General features: G+C 69.4%; 17 protein-coding genes and 2 pseudogenes. 18 read left to right on the top strand and 1 reads right to left on the bottom strand.

All coding sequences use genetic code 11. The features are described from left to right. The 15 genes and pseudogenes from CQY20_RS22605 to eccA all read left to right on the top strand — a co-directional run. Positions 1–303 (top strand): annotated as a pseudogene (locus CQY20_RS22605) (PPE domain-containing protein); the annotation flags it as partial. Next, positions 300–599 (top strand): hypothetical protein, encoded by a 300-nt coding sequence (locus tag CQY20_RS22600; protein WP_097942316.1) that lies wholly within the window; start codon positions 300–302, stop codon positions 597–599. The pseudogene CQY20_RS22605 and the gene CQY20_RS22600, both read left to right, overlap by 4 nt. Before the next feature lie 56 nt (positions 600–655). Then, on the top strand, positions 656–1,876 hold the full coding sequence (locus CQY20_RS35610; protein ID WP_234816365.1) for a hypothetical protein: 1,221 nt from the start codon (positions 656–658) through the stop codon (positions 1,874–1,876). Continuing rightward, positions 1,873–4,839 (top strand): type VII secretion protein EccCb, encoded by a 2,967-nt coding sequence (gene eccCb, locus CQY20_RS22595; RefSeq protein WP_234816364.1) that lies wholly within the window; start codon positions 1,873–1,875, stop codon positions 4,837–4,839. Before CQY20_RS35610 ends, eccCb begins: the two co-directional genes overlap by 4 nt. 93 nt (positions 4,840–4,932) lie before the next feature. Then, positions 4,933–5,241, top strand: coding sequence for a PE domain-containing protein (locus tag CQY20_RS22590; RefSeq protein WP_133119113.1), 309 nt, complete (start codon positions 4,933–4,935; stop codon positions 5,239–5,241). Positions 5,242–5,247: 6 nt separating this feature from the next. Continuing rightward, positions 5,248–6,486 carry a PPE domain-containing protein gene (locus CQY20_RS22585; RefSeq protein ID WP_097942314.1) on the top strand — a complete coding sequence of 413 codons (1,239 nt, stop codon included), beginning with the start codon at positions 5,248–5,250 and terminating at the stop codon, positions 6,484–6,486. Between the two features lie 89 nt (positions 6,487–6,575). Continuing rightward, positions 6,576–6,890: a WXG100 family type VII secretion target gene (locus CQY20_RS22580; RefSeq protein WP_097942313.1), complete on the top strand. Its 315-nt coding sequence runs from the start codon at positions 6,576–6,578 to the stop codon at positions 6,888–6,890. A gap of 18 nt (positions 6,891–6,908) precedes the next feature. After that, positions 6,909–7,205: a WXG100 family type VII secretion target gene (locus tag CQY20_RS22575; protein ID WP_097942312.1), complete on the top strand. Its 297-nt coding sequence runs from the start codon at positions 6,909–6,911 to the stop codon at positions 7,203–7,205. An 84-nt stretch (positions 7,206–7,289) separates the two neighbouring features. Further along, positions 7,290–8,171 (top strand): ESX secretion-associated protein EspG, encoded by an 882-nt coding sequence (locus tag CQY20_RS22570; protein ID WP_097942311.1) that lies wholly within the window; start codon positions 7,290–7,292, stop codon positions 8,169–8,171. 105 nt (positions 8,172–8,276) lie between these two features. Beyond that, positions 8,277–9,764: a type VII secretion protein EccB gene (gene eccB, locus CQY20_RS22565; protein ID WP_097942310.1), complete on the top strand. Its 1,488-nt coding sequence runs from the start codon at positions 8,277–8,279 to the stop codon at positions 9,762–9,764. 28 nt (positions 9,765–9,792) lie between these two features. Further along, a complete protein-coding gene (locus CQY20_RS22560; RefSeq protein ID WP_097942309.1) occupies positions 9,793–11,307 on the top strand; it encodes a MinD/ParA family ATP-binding protein in 1,515 nt (504 codons plus the stop codon). After that, positions 11,304–12,827 (top strand): type VII secretion integral membrane protein EccD, encoded by a 1,524-nt coding sequence (eccD, locus tag CQY20_RS22555; RefSeq protein WP_097942308.1) that lies wholly within the window; start codon positions 11,304–11,306, stop codon positions 12,825–12,827. Before CQY20_RS22560 ends, eccD begins: the two co-directional genes overlap by 4 nt. Beyond that, the gene (gene mycP, locus CQY20_RS22550; protein WP_097942307.1) at positions 12,827–14,470 is read left to right on the top strand and encodes a type VII secretion-associated serine protease mycosin; all 1,644 of its coding nucleotides are present in this window, start codon (positions 12,827–12,829) and stop codon (positions 14,468–14,470) included. The genes eccD and mycP overlap by 1 nt, the downstream gene beginning before the upstream one ends. After that, a complete protein-coding gene (eccE, locus tag CQY20_RS22545) occupies positions 14,467–16,110 on the top strand; it encodes a type VII secretion protein EccE (RefSeq protein ID WP_097942306.1) in 1,644 nt (547 codons plus the stop codon). Before mycP ends, eccE begins: the two co-directional genes overlap by 4 nt. A 16-nt stretch (positions 16,111–16,126) precedes the next feature. Next, the gene (gene eccA, locus CQY20_RS22540) at positions 16,127–17,878 is read left to right on the top strand and encodes a type VII secretion AAA-ATPase EccA (protein WP_097942305.1); all 1,752 of its coding nucleotides are present in this window, start codon (positions 16,127–16,129) and stop codon (positions 17,876–17,878) included. Between the two features lie 277 nt (positions 17,879–18,155). Here eccA and CQY20_RS22535 read toward each other — a convergent pair whose 3' ends face one another. After that, entirely contained in the window at positions 18,156–19,724 is a 1,569-nt protein-coding gene (locus tag CQY20_RS22535; protein WP_097942304.1) for an acyl-CoA carboxylase subunit beta, read from the bottom strand. 79 nt (positions 19,725–19,803) lie between these two features. On the opposite strand from CQY20_RS22535, the pseudogene CQY20_RS22530 reads away from it, so the two are divergent. From CQY20_RS22530 to CQY20_RS22520, 3 genes and pseudogenes are all read left to right on the top strand, one after another. Then, positions 19,804–20,300 (top strand): annotated as a pseudogene (locus tag CQY20_RS22530) (MarR family winged helix-turn-helix transcriptional regulator). Further along, positions 20,297–20,737, top strand: coding sequence for a DUF5313 domain-containing protein (locus tag CQY20_RS22525; RefSeq protein ID WP_097942303.1), 441 nt, complete (start codon positions 20,297–20,299; stop codon positions 20,735–20,737). The pseudogene CQY20_RS22530 and the gene CQY20_RS22525 overlap by 4 nt, the downstream one beginning before the upstream one ends. A 63-nt stretch (positions 20,738–20,800) precedes the next feature. After that, a complete protein-coding gene (locus CQY20_RS22520) occupies positions 20,801–21,214 on the top strand; it encodes an EVE domain-containing protein (RefSeq protein WP_097942302.1) in 414 nt (137 codons plus the stop codon). Positions 21,215–21,227: the final 13 nt, after the last annotated feature.

Raw genomic sequence — 21,227 nt, 5'->3', positions numbered from 1 at the left:
GCGCCCACCCCCACAGGTGGCAGCGCGATGGGTGCGATGCCGATGGGCATGGCGCCGCTGGCCGGCATGATGCGCGGCGGGCAGGGCGAGAACCAAGGCGACAAGGTGGCCGCGGACAAACGGGTCGTGACGCCGCCGGAGCCGCACACCGAGCCAGTCACCGGCAGGGTCACCGACCGGACGGCCGCGGCGGCCGAGGCGGCGCGCACCCGCGCGGAGTCCGACGACACCGACGACTCGTCGCCGCGCGGGCCGGTTTTGCGGCGAATCACGTTGGCGCCGTTACAGGATGACCGGCCGTGACCGGGTTCGACGAGCTGGACGACGCCGCGAAGGTCAAGTACAGCCAGGCCGAACTGGCCGCCACCTACGACCAACTGACGGCCATCCTGGACCGGCTGGCGGCGCTGCGCACCGACGCCACCGACCCCGACGGCGACATCCGCATCCAGCTGGGGCCCGACGGCCGTCTGCTCAGCCTGTACATCGACGAGTCGGTGCCTGGCCGGCTCACCCACCTTGCGCTGGAAGAAAAGCTCAACGATTTGCTCGCCAGGGCCAATGTGGTTGCTCGCGAGTCCTGGAAGGCCAACCGCTGAATGCCGGGGGAAACTTGGCGTCCTGCGGGTCTGAAATTCTCGGTTAGGGTTAGCCAGTGACCACCCGCCCGTTCGTGCCGCCACCGCGCGTGCCACCTCCCGAGGCCGGTGGGGGCAAGATCGCGGTTGAGCCGCCGATCGCCGCGCCGGTTCCGCCGCCCCGCAGCATCTGGGGCATCGTGCTGCCGATCGGCCTCATCGTCGGCGTCGTCGGCTTCATCATCGCGATGTACGTATCCGGCCAGCGCTCGCTGGCTACCGGCTTTGCTATCTTCCCGCTGATCATGCTGATGAGCATGGGCGGCATGCTGTTCCGCGGCCGCGGCGCCGCCCAGAAGATGCCGTGGAGCCAGCTCGAGCAGTACCGCCGCGAATACTTCGCTCGCCTCGACGAGGTCCGCGAGGAGGTCCAGGAAGCCGCCCGCAAGCAGTGGGAGCATCGCAGGCACAGTCACTGGGCGCCGTCGGAACTCGTCAGCGTCGCTGGCTCGCCGCGGATGTGGGAGCGGCGGCCGGGCGATCCCGAGTTCGGCGTGGTCCGGCTCGGCACCGGCCGCGTCGAGCTTGCGATGACGATCGACAAGCCGCAGATCGCGGCCGCCTCCAAGATCGAACCCGCGACCGGGCACGCGCTGCGCAAGTTCCTGCTCCAACAGCGCCACGTGCGCGGCATGGCCAGGGTGGTGTGGCTGGAGCGAAACCCCGGAATTGCGCTGGTCGGCGAGATCGATTGCGATGAGCGCTCGCGCGAGGAGCCGACGGCCACCGTGCGCGGCGTCGCCAGGTCGATGATCTGCCAGCTGGCCGCCTTCCACAGCCCGGCCGATCTGCAGATCATGATCGTGACGTCGGCACCGGACCGCTGGGACTGGGCGAAGTGGCTGCCGCACTGCCAGCACACCGAGGCTCGCGACGGCTGCGGCGAACGTCGCCTGGTGTTCAGCTCGCCGGCCGACCTCGAGGCGTTCGCCGGCGATGAGCTGCTCGACCGCAAGGAGTGGACGCCGCCGGCCAGCGGCCTGCACGGCGGACCCGACCCGTCGGCGCCGCCGCTGTGGGTCATCTTCGACGACAACTGCGGCTCCGCCGAGGACTGGGCGGGTGTGACCGGCAAGCGCGGCGTCGGCCGGGTGTGCTTTGTGCGGCTGGCGCCGCAACTGAGCGGCGGCGCGGAAGCGGCGGCGGCGTCGCATCGCGGGGTCGGCTTCGATCCCGAGACGACCTATCGGCTGGAGGGCGGCGTGCTGCGCAAGCGCGTGGGGGCGGGATATCGGTGACGCTGCCTGACGAACTCGACGATGCGTTCTACGCCGTCGCCGACACGATGAGCATCGCCGAGGCCGAACGTTTCGCGCGCGCGATGGCGCCGTGGCGGCCGGTCGGCTCGGCCACCACCGTCAGCAACGACGGTGGTCCGGCTCGAGACCTGTTGGAAATCTTGGGCATTCGCGATGCCCGCAAGTTGGACGTGGATCGGCTGTGGTCGGCACGGCGCACCCAGAACCGGTTGTGGATGCGGTTCCCGATCGGCTTGGACCCGACGGGCGAGGTCGTCGAGTTGGACCTCAAGGAGACCTCGCAGTACGGCATGGGCATGCACTCGGTGCTGATCGGGTTCTCCGGCTCCGGTAAGTCCGAGACGATCATCACCGAGGTCACCTCGCTGGCGCTGACTCATTCACCCGAGACGGTCAACGTCGCGTTCCTGGACTGGAAGATGAAGTCGGCAGGCATTGTGCTGGAACGCTTTCCGCACGTGGTGGCAAGCGTCAGCAACCTCGGCGACGAGATGCATCTGGTCGAGCGCATGCTCGAGGCGCTGGAGGGCGAACTCGACCGGCGCGGCGCGCTGTGCGCGGCGACCAACTGCAAAGACCTCAACGTCTACAACGAGAAGCGGATGGTCGACCCGTCGCTGGAGCCGGTGCCCGGCCTGGTGGTGATCATCGACGAGTACCAGGAGTTGTTCCGCAGCGAGTTGGGCAGCCAATTCGTCGACCTGTGCTGGCGGATCGTCCGGCAGGGCCGGTCGCTACACGTCTTCCTGCAGCTGGCCGGCCAGACCGTCGACAGCCACCGATTGATGAAGATCCGCAGCCTGATCGGGTTCTTCATGGCGCTGCGCACCGGCACCGAGGAGGACTCGCGCGAGGCCATCGGCTCGCCGATCGCCGCGCATCTACCCGAAAAGGGCAAGGAGGGCACGGGATATCTGCGCGAAGGCATGCGCCCGCCGCGTGAGTTCCGCGCCTTCTACTCGTCGCCGCCGTTCGTGCCGCCGCCCGAGGACGGCGGACCGGCTCCCGTGGCCGCCGCGGGCACCTGGTTCACGCCGCGCACCTTCACCGCGACCGAAATGCCCGACGAGGACGGCCTTCTCGCGCCGCCGGAGACCAACGGGCAGGAACCCGTGCCCGTCCCTGAGCAGGCGCCGACGCCGTTGGCGCCGGGCGAATTGCCGCCGACACTGGTCGACACCATCGTCGACTCGTTGCAGGCCACGGGCGCCCGCCCGCCGCGGCAACTGTGGCTGCCACCGCTCGAGCAGTCCGCCACGGCCGACGAGCTGGTCCGGCTGGCGCGCGGCAAGCCGTGGGCCGTCGACTACGGCAAGAACCCCGGGCTGGCGTTCCCGGTCGGCATCGAGGACCGGCCCCGCCAGCACCGTCAAGACGTGCACTTCCTGAATCTGTTGGGCGCCAACGGTTTAGTGATCGGCGCACCCCAGTCGGGGGTGACCACCACGCTGGCGACGATGATGACCACCGCAGCGCTGATGTACCGGCCCGAGCGGGTGCAGTTCTACTGCGTGGCCGCCGGTGGCCCGAGCCTCGCGGCGGTCAACGGGTTGCCGCACGTGGCGGGTCTGGCGCCGGCGGTGGACCGCGAAGGCGTCGGCCGCATCATCGCGTCGGTGCAGGGCATCGTCGCCGAGCGCGAGGCCGTGTTCGCCAAGACTGGCCTTGACATGGACGAGGTGCGGCGGCGCAAGTTCAGCGACAAGCCCGAGCCGGTCCCGGTCGCCGGCGGTGACGTCATCCTCGTCATCGACGGCTGGGCGACCTTCGCCGCCGAGTACCCGCAATACGTCGATCACATCGTCGCGCTGGCGCGCAGCCTGAGTTATGGCGTGCACGTGGTGATTTCGCACACCAGCTACCTGCAGGGCTTCAAGCAGGCGCTCAAGCCGCTGGCGACCGAGCGCATCGAGTTGCGGCTGACCGACCCGGGCGACTCGGAGATGGACCGCCAGCTCGCCAAGAAGGTGCCGCGCAACGCGCCGGGCCGCGGCCTGACGAAGGCGGGCATGCACCTGCTGATCGGCGTGCCCGAACTGGCCGAACGACCCGCGTCCGCGGCCACCGATGCGACGACCCCGGCCGGCCGCGTCGCCACCCGCGACATCGGCCCGCTGATCGCGCAGGTGTCGGGCATCCAGAAGGCGGCCACGGTGAGTCGGCTGCCCGAGTCGGTGCCGTTCGAGGAGGTGCTGCGGCTGGCGCAGCCGGTCGACCGTCGCAGCCTTGTCCCGTTCGGGCTGTCGGAAACCGACTTGGGCCCGGCCTATCTCGACATCGCCGACCACCCACATGCGGTCGCCGTCGGCGCGCCGCGGTCGGGTCGGACGAACTTCCTGCGGGTGCTGTGCCGGGCGATCACCTCGCTCTACCGGCCGGAGGAGGCCCAGATCCTGGTGCTCGATCCGCGCCGCACGCTGCTCGGCGTGGTGCAGGGCCCGCACCTGCGCGACTACGCCTACACCCAGAGCGCGATCCGGGAAGCGATCCGCGTTCTCGTTGCTGAACTCGAGACGCGGCAGCCTCCTCCTGGCACCACGCAGGAGGAGATGATGACGAAGACGTTCTGGTCGGGGCCGCAGATCTTCGTCGTCATCGACGACGCAGGCGTGTGGCCGACAATGGACAACCCGCTCATGGGTCTGGCCCCGCACATCGAAGGCGCGCGGGACACCGGGCTGCACGTCTTTGCGGCCACCGCGGTGGCGAACTGGAACCAGGTGGCGATCGGCAGCTCGGTACTTGGCAAACTCCGCGGGTCGCTTTCGCCGATCCTGATCTTGGACGGCCGACGCGACGCCGGCAAGATCGCCGCTGATATTTACGCCGAGCCTCAGCGGCCTGGCAAAGCGATTTACTACACAAGATCAGCCACAACAGGCGCATTGATCGGCTGGAGCGATCCCCCGGCACCGCCGTCCCCGGCAGGTCCGCAAACATAGGCGTACAGTGGGGGCGATCTGCAAATTGGTGTCAGGGAGTAGTCCGAATCAGCCTTAGACTGCAAACAGCAGCTACGTCAGTCGGGAGTGAACATGCTGATTAACGTCGATCCGGCGATCCTGGCCGCGGCGGCCAGTTCCGAAACGGGCGGCGCCGCGATGATGGCCGGCGCACAGGCCGCAGCAGCGGGCCCGATCTCGGCGGTCGTGCCACCAGGCGCCGACGACGTTTCGGTGCGCGCCGCGGCCGCGCTCGTCGCGCGGGGCGCCGCCACCACGGGCATCCTCGCCGAGTACGTCGCGATGCGGCAATTGTTCGCTGGCGCGATCGGCACCAGCGGCGTGACCTACTCCGCGGTGGAGGGCATCAACGCCGCGGCGACCACCATCGGAGGGGCCTAGCCGTCGATGGCTGGCCAATGGAGCGCGTTCCCCCCAGAGGTGAACGCCGGTCAGTTGATGGCTGGTGACCAGGGCGCCAGCCTCGCCACCGCAGCCGCCGCGTACGAGGCGCTCGCCGCGGCGCTGATGGCCGAAGCGGCACAGATGGGAGCCACTGCGGGCACCACCGCGGCCACCGGCTTCATCGGCGCGGGCGGTGCGGCGATGATGGCGACCGCGATTCCGTATGTCGCCGCGCTCGAAGCGCTCGCCGGCTGGGTGCAGCAGTCCGCGGCCGCTGCGGCGGGCATCGAGCAGGCCTACATGACGGCCAAGGCCGCGATGATCCCGGTGCCGGCGTGCACCACCAATCGCACCACCCAGGCCGGGCTGGTCGCGACGAACATCATCGGCCAGAACACCCCCGCGATCATCGGACTCGACACCGAGTACTTCGCCCACTTCTGGACCAACAACGCCGCCCACATGGGCGGCTACGAGGCGATCGTCACGCCGATCCTGGTCTCACTCGGCATTCCGCCGCCACCCGCCCCGCTGACCGCCAACCCCGCAGGCCCGGCAGGCCAGGCCGCCGCGATCGCCGAGGCCGCCGCCCACGGCGGGGTCAGCGCCGCGATGTCGCAGAGCCTCAACGGCGTCAACGAGGCCGCGGGCGCCGTGCAACCGACCGCCCAGACCGCCGCGGCCGCACCGGCGAGCGCCAGCCAGTCGCTGGCGTCGTTCGGCCCCCAGGCGTTGGGGCAACTCGGCCAGCTGCCGCAGATCCTGATGCAGCCGCTGGGCCAGTTCCCCCAAATGCTCGGCCAGTTCCCGCAGATGGCGATGGGCATGCTCGGGCCGCTGACCAGCGGCATGAACTCCGGCGGGCTGGCCGGATTGGAGAAGGCGGCGGGCGATCCGGCCGCCCTGGCGGCCACGACCAGCACCGACGCCGTCCGCGGCGGTGGCGGCGGAGGTGGTTACGGCGGCGGCATCGCCGGCGCCCACGGCGTCATGTCCAGCTACACCCGACCTACGGGAAGCTTCAACGCCCCGGGACCGCCCAAACTGCCTACGGGGTGGGCACCTGCCGCCGAGGTGCCCGAGGCGGCGACGTCGGCGCGGCCCAGCAGCACCGGCGGCACCGGCGGCCTGTACGGTGCGCCGCCACCGCACATGGCGCGAGACGACCGGTCCAAGGAGGGCCCTGCAGAGGGCCGGACCATGCAGTTGACCGTTGGTCCCCGGACCGGGAGGGAGGTTTAGCCCAGAAATTGGTGCAAAGACCACCGTCCGCAGCTGCATAGGCTCGAAGCAATCGGCCGAGCCGGCAGAACTAGAAGAAAGAGAAATTCGTGGCAGACAACATTCTTGTCGGCGCAGACAAATTGCGCGCCGTCGCAACGCAACTCGATCATCTTCGCGAGCAGGCGCAGGGGACGCTGCAGAACTATCTCGGGGCTTCCCACGACATTCACGGTGGCGGCGGCTGGCAGGGTATGGCGGCCATGGCCAACGTCAACACCGCCGAAGAGATTCACAACGCGCAGATGAAGCTCAATACCCAATGGGGAGAACTGATTCAGGCGCTGCGCGCCGCAGCCGATCACTACCAGACTCAGGAAGAGTCGGCACGGGCCGCGGTCCAGAACGTCGCCCAATCGATGTGATCTGAAAGGACTTGAGACATGGACATGTTCGAATACAACCCGGCGGCGATTCCGGACTACGTGCAGACCGTTGCCACCGCCAGCGCCCAGCTCGAGGACGTCCGCGCGCAGGCCCAGAACGCGCTGGCCAGTGTCCGGGAGGAGTTCCAGGGCGGCGGCGGTATGTCGTTCGAGCAGGCGCAGATGCTCATCAACTCCGGCATCGACGCCGGCAAGGAGGTCATCATGCGGCACTCCAGCGCAGTCGACACCGCGCTGACCGACATGATCGGCACCGACGCCGCAGCAGCGAAGTCGTTCGGGTTCGGCGGCTGAACACGGCCGTACCGCGTAGGCAGGGGAGGCCGACCGCTGTGTTGGCCTCCCCTGCTCCATGCAAGCCCACGTAGGAAGGTAGTGATGGCGGACCTGACGACGACTCCGTCGGGCATCTGGGTGCTGCAGGCCCTTCTCGGCGTCGAGCAGATGCCCACCGTGCTGCGGTTGCGGCCCTTTGTGCCGTCGGTGGACGGTGACGGAACGGTCGCCACCACACACGGCCAGGTCCCGTTGTCGCAGACCGCCGAATACGCCTCGCTCGTCGCGGCAGGCGTCATCGACGAGCGCGGCCAGGTCGCCGAAGCGGTGCGCGACTGGATGGCCGTGGTGGGCCGCCCGCAGCGCGAGGTCACCGTGGTGATCCGCAGGCCCAAACCACTCGACACCGCCGTCGGAGAGAACCAAGAAGCACCTCAGTTGGTCGAGGAGCGCGCGTTGTCGATCTGTCAGCGGGAGCGCTGGCTGGCGATGATCGCGCGCAGCGGCGACGAGATCGTGCTGGCCCCCGTCGGTGAGGCCGCCCGCGCCGACGCTCAGGTCGAATTGATTTGTGACACAGTGCTTCACGCGTTCTCCGCCGGCTCGCCAGCGCCGATCGCCGGCTTCAACCTGCCCAGCGCCGCGCTGGAGAGGGCGTTGGTGGACACCGTCGGCGAGGACCGTGCCGTCGTCGCGTCGGCGCTGACGCGGCTGGGCCTGTCCCCCGATCAGGTCGCGGTGATGGCGGCGGCCGCCCGGTTGGACGAGTCGGCGATGGCCGTGGTGGCGGTGATCGACCACGGCATCAAGATGGCCGTGCACCCCGACGTGATCTCGGTGATCGACTCCGAACTCGGCCGCATCACGATTAGCTACACGACCGGTCCGGACGGCACTCGATGGACGAGCGTCTGGCCCACCTCGCCCGAAGCTCTGCGGCACGACCTGTCCAACTTGCTCAACGCCGCGAAAGCGCCCGCGTAGCGCTGCGCACCGGCAGCAAACACCCACCACACGCCGATGAACGACTTCTCCCCGCCCCGAAACCGCACCTCGACGGGTCCCGACCCGCAAGTAAGGTATTGAGTCATGGCTTTGAACCTGGCCAGCGGACTTCAGGTGTCGGCGCACTTCTTCTGGAACCGGCGAAACGCCGCGGCGCTGTCGCACCACGGTGTGCGGATGGAATTCGACCCGGTGCAGCGCCAGCGCGCATCGCTGATTCTCGGTTTCGTCTTCGCTTTGCTCGCCGTCGCGTTGATGTTCGTGCTGTCCTGGTTCAAGCCTGCGGGCCAGGTGGGTCAGTCGACGATCCTGGCGGACCGCGACACCGGCGCGATCTTCGTCCTCGTCGACGGCAGGCTGCATCCCGCCGTGAATCTGGTCAGCGCCAGGCTGATCGCCGGGCAGGCAAACAACCCGACCTTCGTGAAGGCCAACGAGCTGGCCAAGTACCCGCAGGGCCCGTCGGTCGGCATCGCGGGCGCACCGACGACCATGCCGGTGCGCACCTCCGACAGCTCGCAGTGGGCCGTCTGCGACACCGCCCCCGACAACCCCAACGCGGCGCCGCTGGTCACAGCGATCGGCGGGCCACTGTCGGTCGGGCCGCGCACGCAGCCACTGCAGCCGCCGAAAGCGGTGCTGGCCCAGCACGACGACAAGACCTTCGTCATCTGGAACGGCCAGCGCTCGCAGATCGACCTGTCGAACAAGGCGGTGGCGCTGGCGCTCGGCGTCGACACCGACGCCCCGCCGCCAGTGAAGATCTCCACGCCGCTGTTCGACGCGCTGCCCGCGACCGAACCGTTGAACACCCCCGTCATCCCGGGTGCGGGTGGGCCGTCGCAGTTCAACGTGGCGCCCGACGCCGTCGTCGGCTCCGTCCTGTCCGTGCGCGACCTGCAGACCGACGCCAACAAGTTCTATGTGCTGCTGCGCAATGGGGTGCAGCCCATCTCGCCGTTCGTGGCGACGCTGCTGCGGTCGGCGAACTCGTTCGGCGACGAGGTTCCCATCGTGGTCGCGCCCGACCGGCTGGCCAGCGTGCCCGTCGTCGACACCCTCCCGGTCGACTACTACCCCACCACCCGGCTCGACCTCGTCGACACCAAGGCCAACCCGGTGACCTGCCTGAGCTGGTCCAAGGGGTCGACCGACCGGTCCGCGGAATCCGTGGTGCTGTCCGGCAAGGGCCTGCCCATCCCGATCGGCTCCGACGACCGGCTGCTTCGGTTGGTGAAGAACGACCGTACGCCGGAGAGTATCGAGGCCGACCAGGTATATATGTCTGCGGGCGCAACCAACCTGGTGATGACTACCGGAGCGGCGCCGGACGCCACCAGCCGCGAATCCATGTGGTGGATCAGCGACCAGGGCGTGCGGTACGGAATCTCCCTGGACAACGAGACGTTGCGGGCGCTCGGCATTTCTCCGCCCATGGCGCGGCAGGCGCCATGGCCGCTGATCCGAGTGTTCGCCCCTGGACCTGCGCTCAGTCGCACCGACGCGATGACGCAGCACGACACCTTGGCGAGTCCCGCGGAAGCGGCCCCGCTGACCCAACCGCAGCAATGAGGACTCCGATGATCGAAGGATTGACGCCGTGACCGAACGCGATGACTTTCTGCGGGAACACCTTTCGCCGCCTGCAGACGCCGACGAACCCGCGGGGAGGTCGGCCGAGGCGACGCCGCCGCAGCACGACGTGGCGCCGCGGAACATAGCCGAGAACGGGCGGGTCCCCGGTTCAGGGGTGCCCGACGAAGGCCGACCGGCCGACGACGGCGTCCCACGATCGCCGGAGGAGCCCGCTCGGCCGCCAACCCCGGACCGGCCGCAGTGGCCGTCGGACCGCGCCAACACCGGACCGCAACGCATCCCGCCGAGCGGCTTCCGGCAGGGCCCGCCGCCGGTGCGCCCCACCGACGCGGCTGCCCCCGGTCGACAGACCGACCCGATCGTGCCCGCGCGCCCCGACGCCAGGCCGCGCGATGCCGCCGACTCGGCGCGGGTGATGCCGCCGACCGCCTCACGACCGGGCGCGCCGGGTTGGCAGCAGGAACCGCCGCGCGAACGGGGGCCGCGCCCGGCAGGCCAGGACTGGGCACCGCAACCGGCGTCGGCGCCGAACTGGGCCGCCGCGCCCGCGGCCGCGCCGCCGGCCACCGGCTACTCCTATGTGGACAGCATCCGCACCAGCGAGCTGGTGCCCACCAAGAAGGTGCCGCCCCGCAAAGGTTGGCGAAAGGTCATCTACCGCAGCACTTTCAGCCTGATCAACCTGGGCCCGTCGCCCGACGAGCAGCGGCTGGCCGAACTGGAGAACAAGATCCGCTCGCTGCTGCGCGGCCATTACAAGATCGGCGTGTTCGGCAAGGGCGGCGTCGGCAAGACGACCGTCGCGGCCAGCGTCGGCTCGATCTTCGCCGAGTACCGCCAGGACGACCGCGTGGTGGCCATCGACGCCGACACCGCGTTCGGGAAGCTGGGCAGCCGCATCGACCCGAACGCCGCCGGCTCGTACTGGGAGTTGGCCGCCGACGAACATCTCGACACGTTCGCCGACGTGCGCAGCCGGGTGGGCAACAACTCGGCGGGCCTGTTCGTGCTCGCGGGTGAGGCCAGCACCGCCCGGCGGCGGGTGCTCGACCCGGCCATCTACCGCGAGGCGACGTCGCGGCTGGACCGGCACTTCACGATCTCCATCGTTGACTGCGGTTCGACGATGGACTCGCCGATCGCGCAGGAGGTGCTGCGCGACCTGGACGCGCTGATCGTGGTGTCCTCGCCGTGGGTGGACGGTGCCTCGGCGGCGGGTCAGACGATGGAGTGGCTGGCCAACCGCGGTTACACCGGTCTGCTGCACCGCACTGTCGTGGTGCTCAACGACTCCGACGGCCACGCCGACAAACGCACCCGGTCGATTCTGGTGCAGCAGTTCGCAAGTCGCGGCCAGGTGGTCGTCGAGGTGCCGTTCGACTCGCACCTGCGGCCCGGTGGCGTCATCGACGTGCAATCGGAGATGTCGCCGGTGACGCGGCGGCGGTTCATCGAGATCACCGCCGCGATCGCCGAGCACTTCGCGTCCACCACCGACGGGCCGAGGGACCGCCGGTGACGACCGTCCGCGAACCGGCCCCCGCCGCGCCGACCACCCGCACCGCGACTCCGGTCGAGGTGCCACCGTCGTGCCGGGTGTCGATCCTTGCCGGCGAATCCCACCAGATCGATCTCGTGTTGCCCGCCGCGGTGCCGCTGAACACGTTGGTCGACCCGACCGTCACCGCGATCAACAAAGTGCTACGCGGTCGCGGTGCTCCCGAATTACCCTCGGTACCTTATGAATTCGCGCGCGCAGCGGGCATGACGGCGTTGGCGGCCGACGTCTCGCTGTCCGGTCACAACATCGTCGACGGCGACGTGCTGGCGCTGGTGCCCGTGGGTAAGGCCGAACGCTACGGCCCAGTGGTCGAAAACGTCTCGACCGCGCTGGCGCAGTACGCCTCCGAGCACTTCGTCAGGGTGACCGCCGAAACCGCGCTGGCGGTCGCCGCGGTGATCATCGGCGGTGCGCTCGGCGTGGCGGGCATGCTGCTGTGGCGGCTGCGCTGGGCCCACGAGAGCGCGCTGCTGGTACCGATCCTGTTCGCCGCCACCGCAATCTGTTTGATCGGAACCGTCGCGGTCGGCGCACGTCTGCGCGCGGGTCGCGTCATCACCGAGGGCGCGGCGTGGGCTGCGTTGGCCGCCGCCGTGCTGGCTGCCGCCACCGTTCCGCCGGGCGGTTCGCCGGGAGCGCCGCACGCGTTCCTGGCCGCGGCCACCGCGCTGGCGGGGGCGTGGCTGATGGTGCGCTTCACCGGCCGCTACTGGTCGGCCGCGGCTGCCATCATCAGCGCGGGCTTCGGCGCGGCCGCGGTCGCGCTGGTCCGCATGTTCTGGGACGTGCCAGGGCCGCGCGTCGCGGTGGCCGTGTTGATCGGCGTGCTGGTCGCCGTCTCCGCGGCCCCCGCGGTGGCGCTGCGGATGGCGAACGTGCCGCGGCAGACGTTCGGTTCCATCACCGGCCGCGACATCTTCGCCCGTGCGCCGGGCCAACCCGAGGACACCGTGTCGCCGGTCGAGGACGGCCCGCCGTCGGACGTCACGCTGACCGGTGAACAGGTCGCCGCCGCGGCGCGCAAGTCCAACACCGTGCTGACCGGTGTGCTGCTCGGCGTCGCCGCCGTCGCGATACCCGCGTCCTGGGTGGCTGTCAGCCCCGACGGCGAGCGCGAGTGGGCGCAGCTGGTGGTGCTCGGCGCCGTCGCCGCCATACTCATATTGCGCGCCAGAGCATTTCGCGATCGACGCCACGCGATCATCCTGGTCGGCACGGCCGTCGCCGGGATGATCGGCGCCGCCGCCAAATACGGCTTGCACGCCCCAGCGACCGACACCGCCTCCGCGTTGATCACCGGTGGCATCGCCGTCGGCATCGCACTGCTCGGACTGCTCGCGGCCACCATCGTTCCGCCGCGGGTGTTCTCGCCGCCGGTCCGCAAAGTCGTCGAGTACACCGAATACATCCTGTTGGCCTTGGTGATTCCGTTCGCCGCGTGGGCGCTCGGCATCCTCGCATACGTCCGCTACCACTGATGTCGCGGCTGACGCGCGGGGCGCGGACCACATCTGCGGCGGCGGCGGCCGTCCTGCTGTTCGGCGTCAACGTGATGCTGCCGGGGGCCGCGGTCGCCATCCAACCTCCCGGCGTCGACCCCGCCGCGCTGCCGCCGGACGACACTCCCGGGCCGGACCAGGAGATGAAGCAGCAGAACACCTGCGCCGACCCGGTCACCGTGGCCAACCCCGACGTGACGCAACCGGCGCCGGGCAACGTCATGCTCGACGTCAGCAGGGCGTGGAAATACTCCACCGGCGCGGGCGTGACGGTCGGCCTCATCGACACCGGCGTCACGCCCAATCCCCGCTTCCCCGCGCTCTACGCCGGCGGCGACTACGTGATGGGCGACGCGAACGGCGGCCTGTTCGACTGCGATTCGCACGGGACCGTCGTGGCGTCGATCATCGCCGCGCAGCCGTCCGACCCGGCCGCCAAGCCGCCGCCGATGCCGCCAGGTGTCGCGGCGCCGCCACCGCCGCCCGGCGTGCCCGCATCGCCGTTTCCCACCACACCGCCACCGCCGCCGCCGAAACCGAGCACGGTGACGGTCACCGCGCCACCGCCACCGCCGCCCGAACCACCGCCACCCGAGGAACCCGTAGCGCCTGCCGCCGGGCCAGGCGATGGAGAGGTGGCGCCCGTGCCGCCGCCCCCGCCCGGCACGCCCGACGGCATCGTCGGCGTCGCGCCCGACGCGTCGCTGATCTCGGTGCGGCAGTCGTCGTCGGCGTTCGGTCCGGCCCGGCCGCAGCCAGGCGACAACGACGAAATCCGCCGCAAGGCAGGCGATATCGCGACCTTGGCCCGCGCTGTTGTGCACCTGGCGAACCTCGGCGTCAAGGTGATGAACATTTCGGTGACGGCGTGCATCAACGCCGCGCAGCCCATCGACCAGGCCGCGCTGGGTGCGGCGATCCGCTACGCCGCCGTCGACAAGGACATCGTGGTGGTGGCCGCGGCGGGCAACGAGGGTGAAGAGTCCGCCTGCGGGCAGAACCCGGTGTTCAACCCGTTGCGGCCCGACGACCCGCGCGACTGGCAGGACGTGTCCACCATCGTGACGCCCGCGTGGTATTCGGACTACGTCCTCGCGGTCGGGGCGGTGTCGCCCGACGGGCAGCCGCTGCCGCAGAGCATCGCGGGACCGTGGGTGGGCGTCGCAGCGCCCGGCCTCGAGGTGATGGGCCTGTCCAGCGTGAACGGCGCACCGATCAACGCGCTTCCCGGTCGCGAGCCGGGCAAGGCGGTTCCGTTGTCGGGCACCAGCTTTGCCACCGCCTACGTGTCCGGGGTGGCCGCCCTGGTGCGTGCCAAATACCCGGAGTTGTCCGCGCACCAGGTGATCCGGCGTATCACCGAGACCGCGCACAACCCGCCGCGCGGCGTCGACAACAAGGTGGGCTACGGCGTCGTCGACCCGGTCGCCGCGCTGACATTCGATGTGCCGCCGGGCGATCGGCTGCCGCCCGAGCATCTGACGACGCTGCTGCACGTGCCCGAGCCGCCCCCGCCACCGGACTTGCGTCCGCGCAACACCGCGCTGATCGGCGCGGCCGTTGTGGTGGCGCTGGCGGGTGCGGTGGCGGCGACCGCGGCGATCCGAAGGAGGCGACCGTGAAGGCGCGCACCGTCGGGGTCAACGCGACGATTCCCGCCGTGGTGGGCGTCGAGGTCGCGGTGCTGGCCGCGCTGCTGATCTTCCCGCCCGGCCGCATGTCGTGGTGGCCGACGGTGGCGGTGGGCGTGGTCGCAGCCCTCGCGCTGATGCTGACGATCTACCGGCGCAACGCGATTCGTTGGCTGGTCGACCGGTTCCGCTGGCGGCGACGCAGGCGCCGCACGGGTTCCGCCGGTGCGGCGGTCGACATCCCCCACGGCGCGGCGCTGTACGGGGTACGGGTGTCGGACCGGTTCGACGGCGAGGCCATCACGATGGTCGAGGTCACCGGACAGGCGTATTCGCCGACGCTGCTGACGGGTTCGGCGACCGCGCTGACGCCCAATCGGTTGCCGCTGGACGCGGTGACCGAGCTGCTGGACCAACCCGGCGGCATCCGGCTGGCCGGCATCGACATCGTGTCCAGCGGCCTGCGGGTGCGCCGCGGCACCGGCTACCCGCCGCTGTATTCCACCCTGCTGGCCGACCGTCCCGCAGCCGGTCAGCGCCGCACCTATATGATCATCCGGCTCGATATCGCGAAATCCGTTGCGGGACTGGTTTACCGGTCGACAGTGGGTGCTGCGGCCGCGGCGGCGACGGAGCGGATCGTCAACGCCTTGCTGCAGCGTGGTGTGCGGGCGAATGCGCTGACCGCCAAGGAACTCGACGCCGCGCTGGCCGAATTGAGCGGCGGCCTCGCGGAGGTGCCGGACGATGCTCCCGTCGACGACGTCCCCGCCGGTATTCCGCGAACCCCGAAGCCGCTGGCGCCCACCGAGTCATGGAAGTCGATCGAGGCCCATCCGGGCTACCTCACGTCGTACTACTTCTCGCCGGAGGACATCACCACCAACACGCTCAACCAGATGTGGGCGTTGCGGTCCGACGCTGTGGTGCAGACGATTTCGCTGTTCAAGAAGCGCAGCCCGACCGATGGCCGGACGTGGGTGTCGGCGCTGGTGCGGGTGAACGACCCGCAGGCGCCGACCCGGCCGCCGACGCTGTACCTCAATCCGCTGCCCGGTTACCAGGGCCCGGCGGCGACGCGTTCGGCGCCGCTGCCACGCCGCTTCGACGCGATGCCGGCCCGGCCGTTGGACGCCGCGCCGCTGGAGGTGCCGGTCGGCTCGTCGGGTGTGCTGATCGGCACGACACAGCGCGGCGACCTGTTGCTGCTGTCGCTGACCGATCCCGACCAGGCCACCCGGATCGCGCTGCATACCGGGATGTCGTATGCCTGCCAACTGTTGGTACGCGCGGCGGCGGTCGGCGAACGCATCGCGATCTACACCGACAAGCCGGCGCGCTGGCGCCAACTGGAGCAGCCGTTGATCGCGGTGGTCGACCGCAGGCATCCCCCGGAGTTCGTGCCGTCGATCATCGTCAGCGACCGCGTCGGCGGGCCGCCGCCGGCCGGATTGGCGTCGACGGTGGTGACGATCGGCGATACCGGGGACGCGCCGACGCCCGATATGTCGTTCACTCAGATCTCGCCGTCGACGGTCCGGATCGCCACGGCGGCGTTCACGACCGACGTACAGATCGCTACGTTCAAGGCCGAGCAGCCGTTCCTGGGGGCGGCGGGCCAGATCGCGTAAGGAGACAGGAGACAGGTTGACCACCGCAACCGACCAGCGCCGCGCGTTCGACGCCGCGACGGACAGCTTCAGGGCTGGGGACACCCGCACCGCATTGGCGGGTTTCGTCGCGATCACGTCCGCGCAGCCGACGATGTCGGACGCGTGGCTGGGCCGGATCGCGTGCGGTGATCACGCGATCGATGTGCTCGAAGCGGCGCACCGAAATTCGCGATCGCTGTATCGAGAGACCCGCCGCATCGGTTTGGTCGACGGCGATCTGCACGCCCGCGTCGACGCCCCGCTGTACGTCACGATGCCGGTGTGGTCGCGCGCGACGATCGCGCTGGCGTATGCGACCGCGCTGATCTCCGAGCGTCGGTTCGCCGAGGCCGTCGACGTGCTCGAGGACCCGATCGTGTCGGGCGACGCCATGGCCGCGCAGTGGACGCAGTTCATCGCTGCGGCCACCTACCATTTGGCGCAGCGGTGGCCGGATGTGTTGCGGCTCACCGCGAAATCGCCTCCCGCGCATGCCACTCACGTCGTCGACGACCTGACCGCAGCCGTCGACACGCTGGCCGCGGCGGCCGCCGCCAGCATCGGGCAGTTCCAGACCGCGCTGGACCGCGCCAGCACGGTCAAGACGAAGAATCAGTACATCGCCGCCGACGCGGCGCTGACGAAGGGCTGGTGCCTGCGCGAGCTCGGCCAGGAAGAGGCGGCGCGGGCGTCGTTCGAGCAGGCCACCAACAACGGTGTGTTGCTGGAGGCCGCGGCGCAGGCGCTGGGCAATCCGGGCTACCGGCTGATCGTCACCGACGCCGAGACCATCGCCACCCGCACCGATCCGTGGGATCCGAGCACCGAGACCTCCAGGGAGCAGCGCGCCGCCGCGGCGTTGGAGGAGCAGAAGGACGCGGTGCTGGCCGAGGCGCAGCGCAAGCTCGACGAACTCATCGGCCTTTCCGGGCCTAAGGAGCAGATCACGGTGTGGCGCACCGAGATTCAAATCGACCAGATTCTCGCCGCGCGCGGCGAAGAGACGTCGATGACCAACGAGAACCACATGGTGCTGGAGGGCCCGCCGGGCACCGCGAAGACGTCGTTCGCCCGTATCGCCGCGGAGTTCCTGTTCGGCCTCGGCAAGATCGAGCGCCCCTCCGTCGTCGAGGTCACCGAGGAAGATCTGGTTGTCGGCTACATCTCGCAGACCGCGGCGCGCATGAAGGAAGTCTGCGAATCAGCGCTCGGCGGCGTGCTTTTCATCGACGAGGCCTATCGGTTGGCACCCGAGCACGAAGGGCACTCGTTCGGCAAGGACGCGATCAACACGCTTCTGAAGTACATGGAGGATTACCGCGACCGGCTGGTGGTCATCGTGGCGGGCTATCCGAAGGAGATGCGCCGCTTCATGCAGGCCAACCCGGGGCTGGCGTCGCGCTTTCACCTGACGCTGACGTTCACCAGCTACACCCCCGACGAGATCGTCGAGATCGGCCAGTTGATCGCACGCAAGGAGAAGATCGCGATCGCCGAGACGGCATGGCCGCTGCTGCACGCGGAGGCCGCGCGGCTGCGCGACACCCCGATCGAGCAGGGCACCGCGCTGGACACTGCGGGCAACGGCCGCTTCGCGCGCAAGGTCATCGTGCACTGCAAGCACGAGCGGGCCCGCCGGTTGAGCAGCACGCCGCCGCAACTGCTGGCGCAGGCCCCCGATACGGATCTGGTGGTCAACGACGACGATATGCGCCGCGCAATCGCGGCGGCCCTGGCCACCAACTAATTCCCCCCATAACGGCGAGCGGGCGTGTCTGCAGGCGACACGCCGTGTAAATCCCCTACAACACGCACGCTCGCAACCGGAACAGCGGGCGCGTCGGAATAGCGGGCCGATGATGCCCGTTAAACCTTCCGACGGTGCCGGGCATGCCCCGGGCCCCACCCAGAACCGTCGCTTCGAGCGACCACTTGCCGAGAGGCGCTATGGCGGCACCGTCCCCTCTTCCTTGCAAGTCCGCTCGCGAGTACTCGCGCGGGTTCCCTCGCGAGCGGTAAAGGCGTCACCACGTGTCGACGAAGCGGCCTGACGGCCCGCAGTCGACGTGCGCGGTCGCTGTCGTCAACGTCTCGGCGATGATGCGTCGCGTATCGGCGGGATCGATCACGTCGTCGATCTCGAACAACGCGGCGGCGTTGAGCGCCTTGGCGTTTTCCTGCGCCGCGGCGGTGGCCTGCCGCACGCGTTCCTCGCGCTCGTTCTCGTCGGCGATCGCTTCCAGTTCCCTGCGCAGCCCGAGCCGCACCGCGCCCTCGAGGCCCATCGGCCCGAGGTGTGCGCCAGGCCACGCGACGGTCAGCACGGGCTCGTGCAGGCTGCCGCCGGTCATCGCCTGTGCGCCAAGGCCATAGCCGCGCCGCAGTATGACGGCGACCAGCGGCACACGCATGGCGGCGCCGGCGACCAGCATCCGTGATGCGCGTCGCACCAATGCTTCGGCCTCCGCCGTCGGGCCGACCATGTAGCCAGGGCAGTCGATCAACGAGACGACGGGAATCCCGTAGCAGTCGCACAGTTGCAGGAAGCGCGCCGCCTTGTCGGCGGCCGGTGCGGTGATCGCGCCCGCCATGTATCGGGTGTCGTTGGCGATGATGCCTACAGCACGCCCCTCGATGCGGGCGAACGCAGTGACCATCTCGCGGGCGAACCGCGGCCGCAGTATTGTCACCGAATCGTCGTCGGCCAGCGTTCTGATGACGGGGCCGACGTCATAGGCGCGCCGGTCACGTTCGGGAATCATTGTGCGCAACGAGGTTTGGTCGCCGCCTTCGCCCGGCGGCGTCGAACCCTGGAAGTAGCTCAACAGCCGCTTTGTGACGGCGACGGCCTCGGGCTCGTCGGCAACGACTACGTCGACGACGCCGTTCGCGTCCTGCATCGAGATCGGTCCGACCTCATCGGGGTGCACGTCGCCGAGCCCGCCGCCGGCGATCATCGCGGGCCCGCCCATGCCGATCGACGTTTCCTGCGTGGCCACGATCAGGTCCGACGCGCCGGCGATCACGGCATTGCCCGCAAAACAACGCCCCTTGACGATCGCAATCCGCGGCACGACACCCGACAGCTGCGCCCACAGCTTGAAGGCGCGCGTCTCCAGCGACGACACCGTCGGGAAATCGGTATCGCCTGGCCGACCGCCGCCGCCCTCGGCGAAGAACACCGTCGGCAGCCGCATCCGCTCGATCAGGTCGAATAGCCGGTCCTTCTTGCGGTGCCCGAGATAGCCCTGGGTGCCCGCCAGCACGGTGTAGTCGTAGGACAGCACCGCGCAAGCGCTGCGCGCGGGACCGAACAGTGCGCCGTTGATGCGCGCGGTGCCCGCGACCAGTCCGTCGGCGGGCGTGCGCGCGATGAGGTCGTCGAGGTCTCGGCGGAATCGCTGGGCAGCGATCGTGAATCGGCCGTACTCGACGAACGAGCCCGGGTCGACGAGGTCGTCGATGTTCTCTCGCGCGGTGCGCCCGTTCGCCGCATGCCTGCGCGAGACGGCGTCGGGCCTGGCGGCGTCCTCGGTCAGGGCGCGCCGACGCAGCAGCTCGGCATGGTCGTCGCGAATCGCGTCGTCGCTCATGGACGCCGATGCTAACAACGCCGCGTGAGCTGCCTCACCATTTAGTTTGCGCCCTAACTATTAGCCTACGATTGACTTTGTGGCCGTCGTTGACCAGGAAGTTGATCCGCTCGCGCTCGAGCGTCAGGTGTGTTTCGCGCTTGCCATCACCAACCGCGCCGTGCTTGCCATCTACCGGCCGCTGCTCGAACCGCTGCAGCTGACCCACCCCCAGTACCTGGTGATGCTCGCGCTGTGGGACCACCACCGCGCGGGCCATGAACGGCGTTGACGGTCAAACAGATCGCCGCCTCGCTGCAGCTCGATTCGGCCACCCTGTCGCCGATGCTCAAGCGGCTGGAAGCGCTCGGGTACATCACCCGCACCAGATCCGCGACCGACGAACGCGCCACCGACGTGCAGCTGACCCGGGCCGGTATCCAGCTGCGGCGCCGCGCGCTGAAGATCCCGCCCGCAGTGATCGAGCGGCTCGGCGTCGACCTGGACGAACTTGAGCACCTGCACGCGGTGCTGACGCGGATCAACGCCGCCGCGCTGGCCGCAGGGGCACTCGACAACGGAAAGGATTCCTCGTGACAAAGCGCGCGACCAAGCCAGCCAAGCCGAAGAGGCCCCCGGCCCTGCAGTACATCGGCTACGTCTTCGGGCGCAGGCTGCCCGACGAGTACCGCGACTGGGTACGCAACGACCTCGCGGGCGAGGGCGCCGTCCGGCGGCACATGTTCCGCTACGCCATCCCGCCGCTTCTCGTGTTGGCGCCGTTCTGGCTGCTGCCCGCATCGCTGTATGTGCATCTCGAGATGACGGCGCCGATCTACATCTGGGCTCTGCTGATCTCGCTGGCGCTGAACAAGGTGTGGCGTCGGCACCGGCTCGCGCAACACGGTCTAGACCCGAACGTGGCCGACGAACTCGCTCGCCGGAAGAACGCCCGCATGCACGCGGCCTATATCGCCAAGTACGGGCCGCGTCCGGAAGAGGCGCGCTGGCAGGCCAACAGCAGCCCGTTCTAGGAGTTATCCACAGGCCCCTCGCGCAGGGGCAAAAGTGTCGGGCGGCGGGCTTAGCGTGCGGACATGACTAACTGGATCAACACCGTTAGCCGCGACCACGTCGAACGTGCGGTTCGCGGCCGCTTCACGCAAGCCAATCACGGCAAGCCACACATGTTGCGCAAGATGGCCCGCGGCGACTGGATTGTGTTCTACTCGCCGCGCACCGAATACCCGAAAGGTGAGCCGCTGCAGGCGTTCACCGCCATCGGTCAGATCGTCGACGACGAGCCCTACCAGGACGAGACGTCGCCGGATCTTCAGCCGTGGCGGCGCAGCGTCGACTTCCTGCCCTGCACCGAGACGCCGATCAAACCGCTGCTCGAGGAGCTCGACTTCATCGAGGACAAACAGCGGTGGGGCTACAAGTTTCGGTTCGGGGTGTTCCGGATCGACGATCACGACCTTGAGGTGATCCGCAAGGCGATGACGGAATAGCGGTTACTGTGAG

This window comes from Mycolicibacterium agri (assembly GCF_002553505.1).
GTDB lineage: Bacteria > Actinomycetota > Actinomycetes > Mycobacteriales > Mycobacteriaceae > Mycobacterium > Mycobacterium agri.
Note: the sequence above shows the minus strand (reverse complement) of the source record. Positions and strands in the feature narration are given on the sequence as shown.

Bases quoted from the DNA above. Each gene is read 5' to 3' on its own strand.
- CQY20_RS22590 (WP_133119113.1), top strand. From the start codon at position 4,933: ATGCTGATTAACGTCGATCCGGCGATCCTGGCCGCGGCGGCCAGTTCC.
- CQY20_RS22585 (WP_097942314.1), top strand. From the start codon at position 5,248: ATGGCTGGCCAATGGAGCGCGTTCCCCCCAGAGGTGAACGCCGGTCAG.
- CQY20_RS22575 (WP_097942312.1), top strand. From the start codon at position 6,909: ATGGACATGTTCGAATACAACCCGGCGGCGATTCCGGACTACGTGCAG.
- CQY20_RS22570 (WP_097942311.1), top strand. From the start codon at position 7,290: ATGGCGGACCTGACGACGACTCCGTCGGGCATCTGGGTGCTGCAGGCC.
- eccB (WP_097942310.1), top strand. From the start codon at position 8,277: ATGGCTTTGAACCTGGCCAGCGGACTTCAGGTGTCGGCGCACTTCTTC.
- mycP (WP_097942307.1), top strand. From the start codon at position 12,827: ATGTCGCGGCTGACGCGCGGGGCGCGGACCACATCTGCGGCGGCGGCG.
- CQY20_RS22535 (WP_097942304.1), bottom strand. From the start codon at position 19,724: ATGAGCGACGACGCGATTCGCGACGACCATGCCGAGCTGCTGCGTCGG.
- CQY20_RS22520 (WP_097942302.1), top strand. From the start codon at position 20,801: ATGACTAACTGGATCAACACCGTTAGCCGCGACCACGTCGAACGTGCG.